This is a genomic window from Variovorax sp. CF313, assembly GCF_000282635.1.
GTDB lineage: Bacteria > Pseudomonadota > Gammaproteobacteria > Burkholderiales > Burkholderiaceae_C > Variovorax.
Genome location: NZ_AKIW01000077.1, coordinates 149,896 through 166,092 on the forward strand (window position 1 = coordinate 149,896; position 16,197 = coordinate 166,092).

Sequence of the window (16,197 nt, forward strand, 5' to 3'; positions counted from 1 at the left end):
AGGGAAAAGACAGGAGACACCATGAAGCGAAGAACAATGCTGCAGGCATGCGCCGCGGCGGCATGGCCCTCAGTGCACTCGTTCGCCGCTCAGGCGAAAGCGCCGTTCCCGAGCAAGCCGGTACGCATCGTCGTGCCCTACACAACCGGACAGTCGGCCGACCTGTTCGGCCGCATGGTCGCGGTGGAACTCGGAAAGCTCTGGCCCCAGCAGGTGTTCATCGACAACAAGGGCGGCGGCGCAAGCATTCCCGGCATGCTCGCGGGGCGCAATGCAGCGCCTGATGGCTACACGGTCACGGTCGGCGGTAGCGGCCCCATGGCCATCAACCCCGGCCTGTACGGCAAGAAGCTGCCATACGACCCTGTGACCGACTTCATACCCGTCCACGGCCTGTTCCTGTCTCCCCTCATCGTGCTGGCCCATCCGGGCTCGGGCATCGATTCGTTCCAGCAACTCCTCGCCACTGCACGGCGCAAGCCGGGTGCGGAAAAATGGGGCGTGGCCGGACTGGGCACCTCGCCTCACCTGGCGGGCGAACTGATCAAGGCGAAGGCGCGCATCGATGTGATCGCGGTGCCCTACCGCGGCAGCGGGCCAATGCTCAGCGATCTGCTCGGCGGCCAGATCACGCTAGGCGTGGACACCGTCTCGGCTGCCATCTCTTACGTCCGGGGCGGCCAGTTGAAGGCGCTGGCCGTCACCTCCGCGCAACGCGTTCCGCAACTGCCTGACGTACCGACCGTCGCGGAAGCTGGTTACCCGGGCTTCGATGCCGTGGGCTGGGCCGGCTTTCTGCTGCCCGCCAACACGCCGAAGGCCGTGGTCGTGGCGATGGAGCAAGGCATTCACCGCGTGATGTCCGACCCGGCGCTGCAGGACGCCATGACGCAACGTGGTGCCCTGCCCGACCTGCGCGGCGGTGCCGCGTTCGGTGACTTCATCAAGGCCGAGGTCCCGATGTGGACCGAGCTGATCGTCGCCAACGGCATCAAAGTAGATCAGTAGCAAGCCCTTCCCTCTCCATCTCATTCATCCGTTCATTCGCAACAGGAGTCCTCGTGTCCGCCACCATTACCCAGCCGCGCCGGCAGCGCCTGCAACGCTCCGAGTTGGCAGTTCCAGCCACGTCAGAGCGCTTCTTCTCGAAGGCGTGCGCCAGCGACGCCGACGTCGTGTTCCTCGACCTCGAGGACGCGGTGGCCGATCGCTTCAAGGACGACGCCCGACACAAGGCCATCGAGGCCCTGAACACGCTCGACTGGCGCAACAAGAGCGTCGCTGTGCGCATCAACGGGCTCGATACGCCCTGGGCACTCCGCGACCTGATCGACGTGGTCAGCGAATGCCCGCGGCTCGACATGATCCTGCTGCCCAAGGCGGGCACCGCGTTCGACGTGCAGTTCGTGGCTCAGGTGTTGAGCGCGATCGAGCGCGAAAAAGGGCGCGACAAGCGGGTGGGCATCGAGGTGCTGATCGAGACGTCACTGGGCGTAGCCCATGCGGAGGAGATTGCCGCCTCGTCCGACCGGCTGGAAGCCATGATCTTCGGCATCGGCGACTACACGGTGGACATGCGGACCGACGACTTCGTGTTCGGCACGCCGAGCGCACGATACGCGGTGCTGACCGCTGCCGACGCGCAAGGCGTGCGCCAGCGCCACTGGAACGACCAATGGCACTTCGCGCTGGCGCGCATCGCCAATGCCTGCCGTGCCTATGGCGTTCGCGCCATCGACGGACCGTTCACCGACTTTGGCGACGCCGAGGGCTACCGCGCTTCAGCCACGCGCTCGGCGGCGCTTGGCTTCGAGGGAAAGTGGGCCATCCATCCGTCGCAGGTGGAGATCGCGAACGAGGTCTATGCGCCTTCCGCCGAGCAGCTCGCTTGGTCGACACAGGTGCTCGGCACGCTAGAGTCCGCCGCCGCGCAAGGCAACGGTGCCGTCGGGGACAAAGGCGTTCTGATCGACCTCGCCCATGCCAAGCTGGCCCGCTCCCTTCAACAGCGCCAGGCCGTCATCGAACGGCACATGGCCGCGCGCGTCAACCGGCAGTGACATGAAAGAAGAAGCCCGCGCAGATTCCCCACCGCTCCAGGATGAGACGCCCGACGCCCCACAAACGCTCTCAGGCGTGCGCGTGCTGGACATCGCGACCTTCGTGGCGGCGCCGTTCTGCGGCACCGTGCTCGCCGACTTCGGCGCCGACGTGATCAAGATCGAGCAGCCCGAAGGCGGCGACCCGCTGCGCAAGTTCGGCACCCCGACCGAATGCGGTGACACCCTCGTCTGGCTCAGCGAGGCACGCAACAAGCGCTTCGTCACGCTGGACCTGCGCGTGCCCGAGGGGCGCGAGGTCTTTCTGAAATTGGTCGCGGAGTCCGACGCTGTGCTGGAGAACTTTCGCCCCGGCACGCTCGAGAAGTGGGGCCTGGACTTCGAGACTTTGCGCCAGGTCAACCCGCGCATCGTGCTGCTGCGCGTGAGTGCCTACGGCCAGACAGGCCCGTACCGGGCAAAGCCCGGCTTCGCGCGCGTGGCACATGGATTTGGCGGACTGTCGCACCTGGCCGGCATGCGCGATGGTCCGCCCGTGGTGCCGGGGTCGACCTCGCTGGCCGACTACATCTCCGGCCTCTGGGGCGCGCTCGGGGTGCTGATGGCGCTGCGCGTGGCCGAACGCACCGGCGAGGGGCAGGTGGTCGATGTGTCGCTCTACGAATCCATCTTCCGGCTGCTCGATGAGCTCGTGCCGGCCTACGGCAAGTTCGGCGAGGTGCGGCACCGACTCGGCGCCGACGTGCCTCACGTGGTGCCGCACGGCCACTGGCAGACCGCCGAGGGCAAATGGGTAGCACTGGCATGCTCCAGCGACAAGATATTCGAGCGGCTGGCGCATCTGATGGAGCGACCGGATCTGGTGGCGCCCGACCGTTTCGCAACGAACGCACAGCGGCTGGCCGGCCGGGCGGAGATCAACGCCGCCATCGCCGGATGGATCGGCCGCTTCGAGCTGCGCGACGCAGTGGCGCGTTGCGATGCCGCAGGCGTCCCATGCGGTCCGATCATGGCCATCGACGACATCTTCGCCGATCCACAGTACGCGGCGCGAGGCAACCTGCAGCGTGTGCAGGACCCGCGCGTCGGCGAACTGGTTGTTCCCGCGGCGGTACCGCGCATGTCGAAGACACCCGCTCGCCTGAGAAACCTCGGCGGCGCTCTCGGCGCGCACACGCAGGAGGTGCTGGCCGAATTGCTGGGCCTCGATGCCCGCGCCGTCGCCGCCTTGCGCGCGGCGCGCGCGGCCTAGTCATCCATCTCTCCCAAAGAACCGAACCGCCGCAATGACCACCACCCCGCCCCCCCTCCATCCCTCCGTCGCGCTTTTCTCCGGGGAAAAGGCACTTCCGTCCCTTGCGCCTTGCGAGCACTATGCAGGCAGCGAAAAGCTCATCGCCAAGGCGCTCCAGCTGCAAGCCGAACTCGGCCCGGTATTCGATGTCACCTGCGATTGCGAAGACGGCGCCGCCGCCGGACAGGAAAAGGCGCATGCCGAAATGGCCGCTCGCTTCATCGCCTCGCAGGCCAACCGGCACGACATGGTCGGCGCGCGCATCCACGACGCTTCTTCGACCCACTGGCGCACCGACATCGACACGCTGATCGGCGATGCGGGGCACCGCCTGGCCTATCTCACGCTCCCCAAGGCGGTGCGCACGGCGGACGTCGCCTTGATGATCGAGTACATCCGCACGCGCAGCACGGTGGCGGGCCTACCGCGCGACATTCCCGTGCACGTGCTGATCGAAACGCACGGCGCACTGCGTGACGTCTTCGAGATTGCCGCGCTGCCGAACGTGCAGGTGCTCGACTTCGGTCTGATGGATTTCGTCAGCGACCATCAGGGTGCGATTGGCTTCGAGGCCATGCGTAGTCCCGGTCAGTTCGAGCACCCATTGCTGGTGCGCGCCAAGACGCGCATCGTGGCGGCAGCGCTGGCCAACGGGCTGGTGCCTGCGCACAACGTGTCGCTCACGCTGCGCGATCCGCTGGCCACACGCAACGACGCCTACCGCGCGCGGCGCGAGTTCGGTTTCCTGCGCATGTGGAGCGTGCACCCTGACCAGATCCGTCCGATCGTCGAGGCGATGACACCCGATGCGGGAGAAACGCAACAGGCCGCGCAGATCCTTCTGGCCGCTGGTGATGCGCAATGGGGGCCGATCCGTCACGAGGGCGAGTTGCACGACCGCGCCACCTACCGCTACTTCTGGAGCGTGCTGCGCGCCGCCGAGGCAGGAGGCGCAGACTTGCCACCGCAGGCGCGACAGCGTTTCTTCGCGCGCACTTGACCCCCCTGTGGTTCGCAAGCACCGGGTTCGATGAGAGGCGAGAATTCGTGCTCTCTCCTTTCGCCTGCGGCAGCCGAACGGGAGCCTCGACGTCATCCGTTCACGTGAAAACCTTGCACAAGACCTCGGCCGCGGCAAACCACGGCACCCAGAGCATCGAACGGGCATTGCGCGTCCTGCGCGAGTTGGCCGCACGCGGCGAGTTTGGGTGGCGATTGTCGGATCTTGCCGCGCGTTGCGAGGTCGACAAGGGCACCGTGCATCGGGTGCTCTCCTGCCTCGTGCGCGAGCGCTTCGTGCAGCAGCGCGCCGCCGACAAGCACTATTTTCCAGGGCCTATGCTCTACGAATTGAGCCTGTCGCTGCCAGGGCACGCGGCCTTCCAACAGGCCTGCGAGCGTCGCATGGCAAAGTTCGCGAAGCAAACCGAAGCAATTGCCTGGATGATTCTTCGAAGCGGTAACGAGTACGTCTGCGCCGTCCGTCAAGGCTCGCTCGAGCTGCGTGGACTAATGGTGCACGCCGGCACTCGTCGCCCTCTCTTTACCTCGGTGGGCGGCATCGCGATCCTGCAGACCCTGCCTTCGCTGGAGACCGAGAACATTCTGACGGACAACGTTCAGCAGGAGATCGCACAACGCGGCGACGGCCGCCTGGGCGCGCTCAGGAAGATGCGTGAACGCTCACAGCGCCATGGGTTCGGCGTCAACCTCGGCGACGTGGTGGCCGGCGTGCATGCCTTCGCCGTTCCTGTATGCGGTGATCACGGCCGCGCGGTCGCGGCAGTGTGCCTGACCGGTCTCGCCGAGCAGTTCCCGGAGGCACAGCTCCCTGAAATCCGCCGGGCCTTGGAGGACGTCGCCGTCACCGTCGAGCAGGACGCGCGAGAGTGCCTCGGCACCGTGATGCATGCGGGGCTTGCCGCCGACCTCTAGCCGGGGACGACCGACTCGCCCCCTTCGACTACTAAGAGATCGATTCAAGAAGTTCAAATTGTGAAACTCCGCTGCCGAGCCCTATGGGCAGCGAAAACACCCGTCGATATTCTCGAATGGAGAGACAAATCCACAACGAGAAGCGATGAACGTCAACACTGCGGTCAACCTCGAAGACCTGCGCCTCATGGCGCAGCGCAAGCTCCCCCGGATCGCCTTCGACTTCATCGATGGCGGAGTGGACGACGAGGAATGCGTACGCCGGAACCGCGCGGCCTTCCGTCGCTTCCAGCTGGTGCCGCGCTACCTCGTCGACGTGTCCGTGCGCGACCAGTCGACCGAGCTTCTGGGCCGCCGCTATGCGAGCCCCTTTGGCATTTCCCCGACCGGCCTTGCGGGCCTCTTCCACCCGGGCGCCGACGAGCTTCTCGCACAGGCAGCCAGGCAGGCGGATGTTCCATTCCTGCTGTCGAGCGCGAGCAACGCCTCAGTGGAGTCCGTTGCAAGGCTTGCGCCCGACCATGTCTGGTTCCAGATCTACGGCACGCGCGAGGAGCGTATCAACACCGACCTCGTCAAGCGCGCACGCGACGCAGGCGTGCGCACGCTGGTGGTGTCGGTGGACGTGCCTGTGAACTCCAACCGCGAGCGCAATCGCCGCAACGGCTTCTCGCGGCCGTTTCGCATGACGCCCGCCGTGGTGTTCGAGGCTCTGGGTCACCCGGCGTGGGTGTTGCGCTACCTGCGCACTGGCGGCATTCCGATGATGAGCAACTGGGCGCCTTACGGTCGCGCGGGAGCTACCGCATCGGAGGTGGCCGACCTGTACGGCACGCTCACGCCAGCGCCCATGATCAAGTGGCAGACACTGGAGCACATTCGCGCAGCCTGGAACGGGCCGCTCGTGGTGAAAGGGCTCCTGCACCCTGACGACGCACGCCAGGCCGCGGCCCTTGGCATCGATGCGCTCATTGTCTCCAACCACGGCGGCCGCCAGCTTGATGTGGCCCCTACGCCCATCGAGATGCTGCCGGCCATTCGCGCGGCGGTCGGCGAACGCGTCGAACTGCTGGTGGACAGCGGTGTTCGCCGCGGCTCAGACATCGTCATCGCGCGCTGCCTGGGCGCGCGCTTCGCGCTTTTCGGCCGACCGACGCTCTTCGGCGCGGCGGCGGGTGGTCCGCAAGGCATCGCACGGGCCATTCAGATCGTGCGCAACGAAATAGACATGGTCATGGCCCAGATCGGATGCAGTTCGTTCGACGCTCTCGACGCGCGCTATCTGCGCACCGAAAGCGCAATGCCGGCCGATGCCTCCGGACAAACAACTTGAAAGAAGGAGACACGATGATTTCAATTTCCAGGCTGGCACGCTGGCTGGTGGCTGCGCCGCTGGCCCTGTTGCTCGCAGGCGGCGCCCTCGCGCAGGCCTACCCAAACCGCCCGATCAAGATCGTCGTGGCCTATCCGCCGGGACAAAGCACCGACATTGCCACGCGCTACTTCGCCGCGAAGCTGTCGGCCGCGCTCAACGAGGGTGTGGTGGTCGAGAACAGGGCCGGAGCCTTCGGCAACATCGGAACCGCATTCGCCGCCCGCGCCACACCAGACGGCTACACGCTGATCATGGGTGCGTCCGGCACGCACGCCATGAATCCTGCGCTATACGACAACACGGGATTCGATGCGGAGAAGGACTTCGAGCCGATCATCGCGACGGCCTTCATCCCCATGGTGATCTCGGTGCACCCGTCGCTGAACGTCAATTCGCTGCCCGAGCTGATCAAGCTCGCCAGGAGCCGCCCCGACAAGGTCGACGTGGCGTTGCCCAGCGTGACCGCGCAACTCGTGCTGGAAATGATGAAGCGGAAAAACGTCCCGCTGTTCTCCATCAAGTACAAGGGCTCCGGCGAGGCGATGACCGCGCTGCTCGGCAACCAGGTGCCGGTACTGATCGACACTGTGGCGGCGTCGCGGGCACAGTTCGGAAAAATCAAGCCGCTGGCCGTGACCTCGGCCAAGGCGATGACCGCACTGCCGGAAATCAAGTCCGTGGCCGAGCAGGGCCTCGACGGCTTCAGTGTCGTCGCGTGGAACGTCCTGATGGCGCCGCGTGGCACACCAGGGGAAATCCGCGAACGCCTAGCCGCCGAGATGCGCAAGATCCTCGCGCTCCCCGAGACGGCCAAGGCCCTGCACGAACTCGGATTCGAACCTGCCCCCCCCATGGACCATGCCCAACTGGTGGCGTGGCTGCGCTCCCAGCGCCTGACCAACGCCGAGATCATTCGCAGCGCCGGCATGAAGGTCGATTGAATCGGTTTCCCCTCCCCACACTTTTCGCATCCCCGCATCGCCCAAACCAAGGAGACACGTCATGTCCGCTCTCGCGCAAGAACTTAAGTACCGCAAGCTGCATTCCGATTTCGTCATCGAGATCGATGAGCGCATCAACGAACTGCTGACCGACCCCAACGCGGTGGAACAGGTTCGCCAGCTCTGGCAAACCGCGCCCGTCATCATCTTCCGCCGCCAGTCGCTTGAAGAGGAAGAACAAGTTCGCTTCACCGAACTGTTCGGTCGCTGCGAAAGCGCAAACCGCAAGGACATTCAGTCTCCCTATCGCGAGGAGATCATCTATTTCAGCACGCTGCGCTACGCAGACGGCCGCTTCGTCGGCGGCTTCGCTGGCGGTGATGATGTGGATTGGCACTCCGACCAGACATTCAAGGTGAGGCCAGCAACCGGGGCCATCCTCTACGGCGTGGAAGTGCCTAAAGGCGGAGGCGATATCTACTGGGCCGATCAGTACGGCGCATGGGACTTGTTGCCCGCCGACATCCAGCAATTGGTGGAAGGCCGCACAGGAACCTATCGCTACGCCAAACGGATGGCGATCATGAACACACTGGAACTCAAGGACAAGGAAAGCGCACAGGCCAAGGAAATGGCCAAGCTGCCCGACGCCTTCCATCCGGTGGTGCTGACGCACCCTGTCACCGGTCGCAAGGCGCTCTACGCTGACCCGACCACGCTGGTTTCCATCGAGGGTCTGAGCGAAGCGGAGAACGCGCGCGTGCTGCCGATCCTGTTCGAGGCCGGTGGTGACGCAAGGCTCGTGTACCGGCACAAGGTGCACAACGGCGATCTCATGCTGTGGGACAACGGCTGCACCATGCACCGCCGCGATGAGATGCAGCTAGGTCAGCCACGGCTGATGAAGCGCACCACGTTCCGCTTGTCTGCCGACGCGCATTGCGTGCCGCACTGAGTGCCGAGCGCCAGCAACTAAGGAGCCATCTTGAACCGATCCAAAGTATTCCTGCGCGTGAACCGCGTTGACGCCGTCCTGTGCGCGCAAGCGCGAGAGGTGACCGTATCGGACCTGCACGAGGCCGCGGTGCCGCGCGGGCGCGGCGGTCTCATGTCCAGCCGCATGCGGCCGATCCAGAAAGGTGCGCGCATCGCCGGGCCGGCTGTCACCGCGTTCTGCGCGCCGGGCGACAACCTCATGATGCATCGAGCGCTCTACCTTGCGCAGCCGGGCGACGTGCTGGTGGTCGTCTGCGACGCAGAGACATCCGGCGCGCAATGGGGCGACATGGCTGCACGGTATGCGCTGCGCAAGGGCCTCGCGGGCGTGGTGGTGCAAGGCTGCGTACGCGATACCGACACCGTCGAGTCGCTCGGCTGCGCGGTATGGGCCACGCACATCCTCTCGGTCCATCCCGACAAGCACGGGCATGGCCTCGTGAACGCCCCGGTGGTATGCGATGGTGTCCTCGTGAATCCCGGCGACCTGATCGTGGCCGATGGCGACGGCGTGATCTGCGTGCCCCGGGCAGAAGCCAGCACCACTGTGCAGGCCGCCCTCACGCGCATGCGCAAGGAAGAGGACATGGCAAAGGCAGTCGAACGCGGCGAGGCGGTGTGGGATCTCGGCGGTTCTGCGGCGAGCTACGCCACGATGGACATCGAGGAGACCGACGCGGCTTTCGACGACCTCTGAGGCACGGCAGGTACCGTGACTCCAGCCGCTTCACGCGAGCGGCTCATTCAAGCAAAAAAGTAAGTCGTGCTCCAAAGCGGAACGTCGCAGAATGCGTGAGTTGCGCCATTCGGCTCTGCCGCCGGCTGGCTAACCAAGTACACAGCCGAGGAACCGACGATGGACATCGAACAGCTGGCGCCGGACGCCACCGCTACCTACACCACGTTCGAGCGCCCGGGCACCCGCAGCCTTGGCCGCGCCATCAAGCTCATGCGCGTGGTCGCGTCACGGCCGCAATTCGGATGGCGCCTTTCCGACTTGGCTGTGGCTTGCGACCTCGACCGCGCCACGGTCCACCGCATGCTCGCGTGCATGGTCGAAGAGCGCCTCGTTGCCCAGCGAGCGTCCGACCGCCACTACCTGCCAGGTCCGTTGATGCACGAGCTGGGACTGGCCTTACCTGACCACGCGCAGTTCCAACGCCGCGCGGAAGTCACATTGGACGCATTTGCGCGCCGCATGCGCGGCGTGGCGGTACTGCTGCTTCGCAGCGGCAATGAATATGTGTGCAGCGTTCGCCAGGGACAGCTGCCGCTGACAGGCTCGGTGCTTTACCCTGGCTCTCGCAGACCGCTATTCACCACGGCGGGCGGCGTGGCGATCCTGCAGACCTTGCACGCGCGACAGGCCCGCGAGATCCTACTGGACAACGTCGCGCAAGAGGTCGCGCGCTGCGGCACCGAGCGGCTCGCCGCATTGCAGCGGATGCGCGAGCGCTCCGACCATCACGGGTTCGGAGTGAATCTCGGCGACGTCGTACCAGGCGTGCATGCCGTTGCCTCGCCAGTGCGTGGGTCGGACGGCGAGGCGTTCGCGGCGCTGTGCCTGCTGGGTACACCCGAACTATATGGCGAGGAGCGCCTGCCGCAGTTACGCATCGAGCTCGACGCCGCCGCGACCGGACTCAGCTTGGAGGCGCGCCGGCTCAACTTATAGATCAGACATCAGAGTTGCCCACGAAAACCGGCTGGCCCCATGTCAGACTGAGTTTCTGTGCCATGTGCCGCGCACTGGCATCCGTGGTGCCGCCGGGGGACTGGGGCACCACCAAAGTCACAGGCCTATTGGGACAAGCCTGCGCGGATGCGACTCCGACCTATGTCGTCAGCACCGCGGCCATCACCATTGCGGTTACCTTCATCTCAATTCTCTGGTCGGGGTTTCAGCGCTCCCGGTCAGCGTCAGTTCGCCTCGTTGGCCCAGTACAGACGCGTCGGGTTCTGCACCAGGACCTGCGCGCGAAGCGCCAAGTCCGGTAACCAATCATGCAGCAAGGACACTAGGCGATCCTCCGCCGGCACAGCATGAGGACTGTGGGGGTGGGGCCAGTCGGTACCCCACACAAGTTGGTGAATGTTGGCCGCCGACAATGCATCGACGATGCGCTGGACAAGGGGATCCCGTTCGCAGTGAGCCGATACCCTGTAGGGTGCCGACAACTTGGCCCAGACCGCCCCTTCGGCGATCTGGGAGCGCAAGTTGGCAAAGCCAGCGCTGTCCAGGAGCGGTCGTGCTTCATGGTGGCCAAGGTGGTCCACCACCACATCCACACCCAACTCACGTACCTGAGCCACAAGCCTGGGCCGTTGCACCACGTCCACCAGCAGTTGTAGATGCCACCCGAAGGGCCTGACCTTGTCGGCAATGCGGCGGATCGCCTCAAAGTCAGGGTCTCCCGCAAAGATTGTGGTGATGCGCGTGCCACGCGCGCCGAGCCGGTGCCAGCGCTCGATGTCCTCGTCCGACGTATCCGGCGCTACGACGGCGACGCCGCGCAGTCGCGCCGGATACCTCTGCAGGATGTCCTCGAAGCTACGGTGGTCCGCCCCGAATACGGTGGGATGGATCAGAACGCCGCGCGTGACCCCAAAGCGCTCGCAGGAAGCGAGATAGTCCTCAAGCGGAGCGTCCTGAGGGGTGTAGTGGCGATACGGGCCATAGGGATAGCGGGCCTGGTCGAAGACATGGAAGTGGCAATCACAGCTGCCTTCTGGCAGCCGCGGGATGGATACGCGGTCTTCTGGGGTAGCAGTAGCAGTCATGGAATATGCAATGCCTCTTGAGATTCACGGGCCGGCAGCAGCTTGCCAGGGTTCAACAGTTCAAGCGGATCCAGCGCTTCCTTCACGGCCTGCATCATCCGCAGCTCCAGCGGATGCTTGTAGCGAACGTTTTCATCACGACGCAGTTGACCCAACCCGTGCTCAGCGCTGATGGAGCCGCCGAACGCCGCGACCTGATCATGGACCAGTCGGTTGAGCTCGCTCTGCCTCGCGACAAAGCGGTCTGGATCGGATGCCATCGGCGCCAGTACGTTGAAGTGGAGGTTTCCGTCGCCTAGATGGCCAAACCAGGCGGGACGCGCGCCCGGGGCGAAGCGCTCGACCGAATCCTCCGCAGCGGCGACGAAGGCTGGGATCGCCGAGGTCGGCAACGCGATATCGTGCTTCACATGCACTCCCTCGAGCGCCTGGGCCTCAGATAGCGATTCTCGCAGGGCCCACAGCGCGCGCGAGTGCGCAACGGATTCGCCCACGACACCGTCCACCGCCAGACCTGCCTCCAGGGCATGCTCAAGCACCCGGTCCAACACATTACGCGCATGCGCATCGTTCTCGTAGTCGCTCAATTCGAGAAGGACCGTGACTGGGGCGGTCTGCGCGAAAGGCCAGCGCAACGCCGGGAAATGGCGAGCGAGCAGAGGGACGCAGCGCGCAGAGATCACTTCGAAGGCGGTGAGCCCCGCTCCTAGCTCGCCGCGTGCATGCTCCAACAATGCCACTGCAGCGACCAGTCCTGACAAGGCCATCAGCGCCGTACGCCTCGCCTTGGGCAAGGGAAACAGTTTCAGCGCCGCAGCCGTGATGATGCCCAGTGTCCCTTCCGAACCGATGTACAACTGCTTCAGGTCATAACCGGTGTTGTCCTTGCGCAGGCCACGCATGCCGCTCCAGACTTCCCCGCTTGGCGTCACCACCTCCAGGCCCAGCGTCAGGTCCCGCGCATTGCCATAGCGCAGCACGGCCGTGCCGCCGGCGTTGGTGGCCAGATTGCCGCCGAGCGTACAGCTTCCCTCGGCCGCAAGAGACAGTGGGAACAGGCGCTGCGCCACCTGGGCGGCTTCCTGCAATGCCTGCAGCACGACACCCGCCTCCACCTCCGCTGTGTCATTGGCAGTATCGATCCGGCGGATGCGGTTGAGGCGACGCGTGCTCAGCACAAGCTGACGACCCGACCCGTCCGGCGTGGCGCCGCCGGACATGCCGGTGTTGCCGCCCTGGGGAACCACGGGCACACGCCAATGGTGCGCCAGTCGCATAACGGCTGCTACCTCCTCAGTACTGGCAGGACAGACCACGGCCATAGACCGTCCAAAATACTTGCGCCGCCAATCGTGCTCGTAGGGGGCAGTGTCCGCGGTGGCGGTGAAGACATTTGCCTCACCGATGCGAGCGCTCAATGCCGCTAGCAGATCGTTCATTTGGCGACTGGGGTTCGCGGCGCTGCGTAGCCCAGGAGCTCTGGAAGCAAGGCTGGACTGGCGTGCATCTCGCCGCGCTCGATCCGCTGGATCGCCTCGTTCACGCGATGGTGGAGCATGACATCCACGCCCACCTCGAGGCCCTGGCGAGCGACCAAACCGTTGATACCGTCGGTTTCGGTGCGACGGCCCTTGAGAATGTCTTGGCCCATCGACGGGCGCTGCGCGTCGCTGCGGGAATTGGCGACCTCCATGATCATTGTCGTGATGGCCTCGAGCGCAGCGGGATCGTCCTCGGCCCTAGCGAGAAGATCTAGATCCAATCCGCCCACAGGTTCCAGCTCCAGTCCCATGGCCCGACCTACGCGAATGCAGGAGCTGCCAAGCCGAATGGAAAGATCGCGCGCCAAATCGTGGGTGTCGCGCTGCTTTCCAGTCATTCCGGTCACGGCACAAACGCCATTGCGCATGGCGTTGATGGCCAGCTTGGACCAGCGCTCGCCCCAAAGGTTGGTGGTCACCTTGGAAGAATCCCCGTTCTCCAGCAAGCGCGCGATCGCCTCGGCACGTGGCGTGACCCGGCCATGTATCTCGCCAACGCGCATACCTGGCTTTTTCTCGTCGCCCAACGGCGAGTTGCGCACGATGCGCCCCGGCGCCACCAGTTCAGCCGCAAGCGCACTCACCGAGCAACCCAGCACGCGCTGCCAACCGGCAATGGCCGCGATCGACGGTTCATTGATGCTGTTTTGCAACGAGACCAGACAGCCGGTCGGAGCCATGTAGGGGAGGATCAGCTGCGTTGCCCATTCCGTGTCGTAGGACTTGACCGCGATGAAGGCGACGTCGAACGGCTCCTCACGCACCAGTTGCGGCACATCGCACAAGTGCAGCACTCGCACCGGGGTCTGAACAGAGCCGGCGCCGTTCATGCCGGTCACCAACAGCCCATTTTTGCGCATGACCTCCACGTGCTCCGGCCAGGCATCCACCAGGACGGGATCGAGACCGGCACCCGCCAAGTGGGCTCCCACATAGCCGCCCACCGCACCGGCACCGACGATGCAAATTCGTTTCACTGCTCACTCCTGGTCGTTACTTGAATGATTTCGAGCGTACGCAAGTCGTGCGAAGAATTCATCGCGGGTCGAATGCGTATTTTCATGGTTTGAATTCTCGAGACGCTCCGTTGTCCACCAGTCTCTCGACCGATGTCTCTTGGCACTGCGTGAAGTCGATTCGTACATCAATGGAACCCGACCCCGAATAGGGCCCATCGACGGACCCCGTACGATCGGATTCGGTCACTTACTCCAGTTGAATTTCGGCCTTCTTCACCAGTGCGTCCCATTTCGCTTCCTCTCCCGCAATCTGCGCCGCCACTTGCGACGGCGTAGCGGGGCGCGACATCTCTACGCCCCCCACCGACTTCACTCGCGTGTAAAAGGCTTCGCTGGAGAGGACCTTGTTGGCCGCAGCGTTCAATTTGCCGACGACATCCGATGGCGTCTGCTTTGGTGCTACGAGCACAAACCTGACGGTGGCCTTGAAACTCCGCAACCCACCCTCTTCCATGGTGGGGATGTCAGGATAGGCCGGATCTCGTTTTTCGGATGCAACGCCAAAGGTCTTGAGTTTTCCCGCACGTACATACTCCATCGAGCCAGTAGGCAGGAAGGCGTACGTCACGCGATTGGCCATCATGTCTATCTGTACCTGGTTGCCACCCTTGTACGGCACGTGCAACGTCTTGATTCCGATTTCCTTGTTGAACATCTCCGCCATCAGATGAATGGGCGTGGAAATTCCAGACGACCCGTACGCATACTTCGACGGATCGGCTTTCAGCAAGGCGACAAATTCCTTGAGCGAGGTGGCCGGCACATCGGGCGACGTCACAAGGATGAACCCTATGGTCATGATGTCGGAGATCGCTGCGAAATCTCTGATCCCTTTGTAGGGCAGGCTGGCCTGAATAGAGGGTGGCGCCACGGCCGGCAAGTTGGCGAAGAACAATGTGTAGCCGTCAGGCACGCTGCGTGCGACGTAGCCGCCTGCGATGGTCTGATTCGCACCCGGTCGATTGTCGATCACCACCGGAGTATTGAGGGCCAGGGAGAAGTCGGTCGCAAACGCTCGGGCAGCGACGTCGGTCGGACTCCCGGCCACGAAGGGAACGACGATGGTCACCGGCCGGCTAGGAAAGCCCTGCGCTAACGCAAAGGTCGAAAAACTTAGAAACGCAAGCGCAATGGCACGACGGGTCTTGTTCAAGGTGGGGAAATGCATGTTGTCTCCAGGTTTTTTCCATCTCTTGGGATGACTTTTTCAGATTAGCGGGCCGCCTATTTACTGCCAATAGGGTTCAAGGGCGGCGTTCCATCCCTTGAACTTTTCGCTTCAGCAACGATCCGAGTCACGCCATGTGATGGACGGACTGCGGATCGACCCTCAGCTATTGGCGGGGCCGAAGATCCGGGAGGTCTATGCAGCCAAGTCAGGGGTTCCCGCGAGCTTCACGGCCAGTGCTGACGGCGGTCCTACCGCTGGACGCAACAGTGAAGTCGATGGCCGCTGCCGTATTCCTCTCGGCGATGACTTCGTACCCGACGCAAACGCACCTTCTTCACCGCGATGACACCCCCTATTCCCTGCGGCCTCAATTGCTGTCTTCGGCCTTCGGCGGCTGCATCGTCTGCGCGGCACAAGGTGCGCTCGCCCTCGATGGCAGCTGGTCTACCCCTGTGCGTCACTAGCTTCACGAGCACCAGTCATCCCGAGCGCTCTAAGGAAGGTCTGAACAGGTCACCGATTGGTGTGCGATGAAGGCCAATGGTGTGCATGGAGACGCATCGCGCCGCCAGATGCCCCGAGTCGATGAGGTCTACCCCTCATCCAGAGCCCTCAGACTGTTTGCAGACGCACCTGTCCCGTCATCGCCATCAGTTTCTTGCGCGCCATCCACAGATTGGACAAAGCAAACAGCGTGATCACGTGCGCCGTGTTCTTGGCCAGTCCTTTGAACCTCACCCTCACCAAGCCGAACTGGCGCTTGATCACCCGGAACGGATGCTCCACCTTTGCCCGCACGCTGGCCTTCTCATATTCGTTCTTGCGCGCTCGGGCCTTGGCACGTCCCTCGGGCATCTTCGCCATGTCGCTGGGCCGGCCCGCGATGTGCCACTGCACATCGCGCTTCACCCGCGCCTGCGCGCCCCGATAGCCCGAGTCGGCCCACACCTGCTCTTCCTTGCCATGCAGCAAGTCCGCCACCTGTTCCACGTCCGCTTCATTGGCGGCCGTCGCCGTCACGGTATGCACCAGTCCCGACTCGGCGTCCACGCCGATGTGCGCCTTCATCCCGAAGTGCCACTGG

Annotated in this window: 15 protein-coding genes; 10 read left to right on the plus strand and 5 right to left on the minus strand. The window is 64.2% G+C overall.

The annotated features are described in order from the left end of the window. Positions 1–21: 21 nt before the first annotated feature. From PMI12_RS19540 to PMI12_RS19585, 10 genes are all read left to right on the plus strand, one after another. A complete protein-coding gene (locus tag PMI12_RS19540; protein ID WP_007835918.1) occupies positions 22–1,008 on the plus strand; it encodes a Bug family tripartite tricarboxylate transporter substrate binding protein in 987 nt (328 codons plus the stop codon). Positions 1,009–1,061: 53 nt separating this feature from the next. Next, positions 1,062–2,060 carry an HpcH/HpaI aldolase/citrate lyase family protein gene (locus tag PMI12_RS19545; RefSeq protein ID WP_007835921.1) on the plus strand — a complete coding sequence of 333 codons (999 nt, stop codon included), beginning with the start codon at positions 1,062–1,064 and terminating at the stop codon, positions 2,058–2,060. Between the two features lies 1 nt (position 2,061). Beyond that, positions 2,062–3,312 carry a CaiB/BaiF CoA transferase family protein gene (locus PMI12_RS19550; RefSeq protein ID WP_007835922.1) on the plus strand — a complete coding sequence of 417 codons (1,251 nt, stop codon included), beginning with the start codon at positions 2,062–2,064 and terminating at the stop codon, positions 3,310–3,312. A gap of 34 nt (positions 3,313–3,346) precedes the next feature. Next, the gene (locus PMI12_RS19555) at positions 3,347–4,354 is read left to right on the plus strand and encodes an HpcH/HpaI aldolase/citrate lyase family protein (RefSeq protein ID WP_007835924.1); all 1,008 of its coding nucleotides are present in this window, start codon (positions 3,347–3,349) and stop codon (positions 4,352–4,354) included. Positions 4,355–4,458: 104 nt separating this feature from the next. Further along, a complete protein-coding gene (locus PMI12_RS19560; protein ID WP_157632243.1) occupies positions 4,459–5,289 on the plus strand; it encodes an IclR family transcriptional regulator in 831 nt (276 codons plus the stop codon). A gap of 145 nt (positions 5,290–5,434) precedes the next feature. After that, positions 5,435–6,622, plus strand: a complete 1,188-nt coding sequence (locus PMI12_RS19565; RefSeq protein ID WP_007835927.1) for an alpha-hydroxy acid oxidase — start codon at positions 5,435–5,437, stop codon at positions 6,620–6,622. Positions 6,623–6,636: 14 nt separating this feature from the next. Continuing rightward, positions 6,637–7,605 carry a Bug family tripartite tricarboxylate transporter substrate binding protein gene (locus PMI12_RS19570; protein WP_007835928.1) on the plus strand — a complete coding sequence of 323 codons (969 nt, stop codon included), beginning with the start codon at positions 6,637–6,639 and terminating at the stop codon, positions 7,603–7,605. A gap of 61 nt (positions 7,606–7,666) precedes the next feature. Next, positions 7,667–8,560, plus strand: a complete 894-nt coding sequence (locus PMI12_RS19575) for a TauD/TfdA dioxygenase family protein (RefSeq protein ID WP_007835929.1) — start codon at positions 7,667–7,669, stop codon at positions 8,558–8,560. A 30-nt stretch (positions 8,561–8,590) separates the two neighbouring features. Then, positions 8,591–9,298 (plus strand): 4-carboxy-4-hydroxy-2-oxoadipate aldolase/oxaloacetate decarboxylase, encoded by a 708-nt coding sequence (locus PMI12_RS19580; RefSeq protein ID WP_007835930.1) that lies wholly within the window; start codon positions 8,591–8,593, stop codon positions 9,296–9,298. Positions 9,299–9,457: 159 nt separating this feature from the next. Continuing rightward, positions 9,458–10,276 (plus strand): IclR family transcriptional regulator, encoded by an 819-nt coding sequence (locus PMI12_RS19585; RefSeq protein ID WP_007835938.1) that lies wholly within the window; start codon positions 9,458–9,460, stop codon positions 10,274–10,276. Between the two features lie 245 nt (positions 10,277–10,521). Here PMI12_RS19585 and PMI12_RS19590 read toward each other — a convergent pair whose 3' ends face one another. The 5 genes from PMI12_RS19590 to PMI12_RS19610 form a co-directional block, all read right to left on the minus strand. Beyond that, positions 10,522–11,382 (minus strand): amidohydrolase family protein, encoded by an 861-nt coding sequence (locus PMI12_RS19590; RefSeq protein ID WP_007835939.1) that lies wholly within the window; start codon positions 11,380–11,382, stop codon positions 10,522–10,524. Beyond that, positions 11,379–12,821: an FAD-binding oxidoreductase gene (locus PMI12_RS19595; protein WP_042673792.1), complete on the minus strand. Its 1,443-nt coding sequence runs from the start codon at positions 12,819–12,821 to the stop codon at positions 11,379–11,381. Before PMI12_RS19595 ends, PMI12_RS19590 begins: the two co-directional genes overlap by 4 nt. Beyond that, entirely contained in the window at positions 12,818–13,900 is a 1,083-nt protein-coding gene (locus PMI12_RS19600; protein ID WP_007835941.1) for a ketopantoate reductase family protein, read from the minus strand. The genes PMI12_RS19595 and PMI12_RS19600 overlap by 4 nt, the downstream gene beginning before the upstream one ends. Before the next feature lie 229 nt (positions 13,901–14,129). Continuing rightward, positions 14,130–15,110 (minus strand): Bug family tripartite tricarboxylate transporter substrate binding protein, encoded by a 981-nt coding sequence (locus PMI12_RS19605; protein WP_007835942.1) that lies wholly within the window; start codon positions 15,108–15,110, stop codon positions 14,130–14,132. 615 nt (positions 15,111–15,725) lie between these two features. After that, the coding region (locus PMI12_RS19610) for an IS5 family transposase (RefSeq protein WP_007835943.1) at positions 15,726–16,197 on the minus strand (472 nt) is incomplete at its 5' end.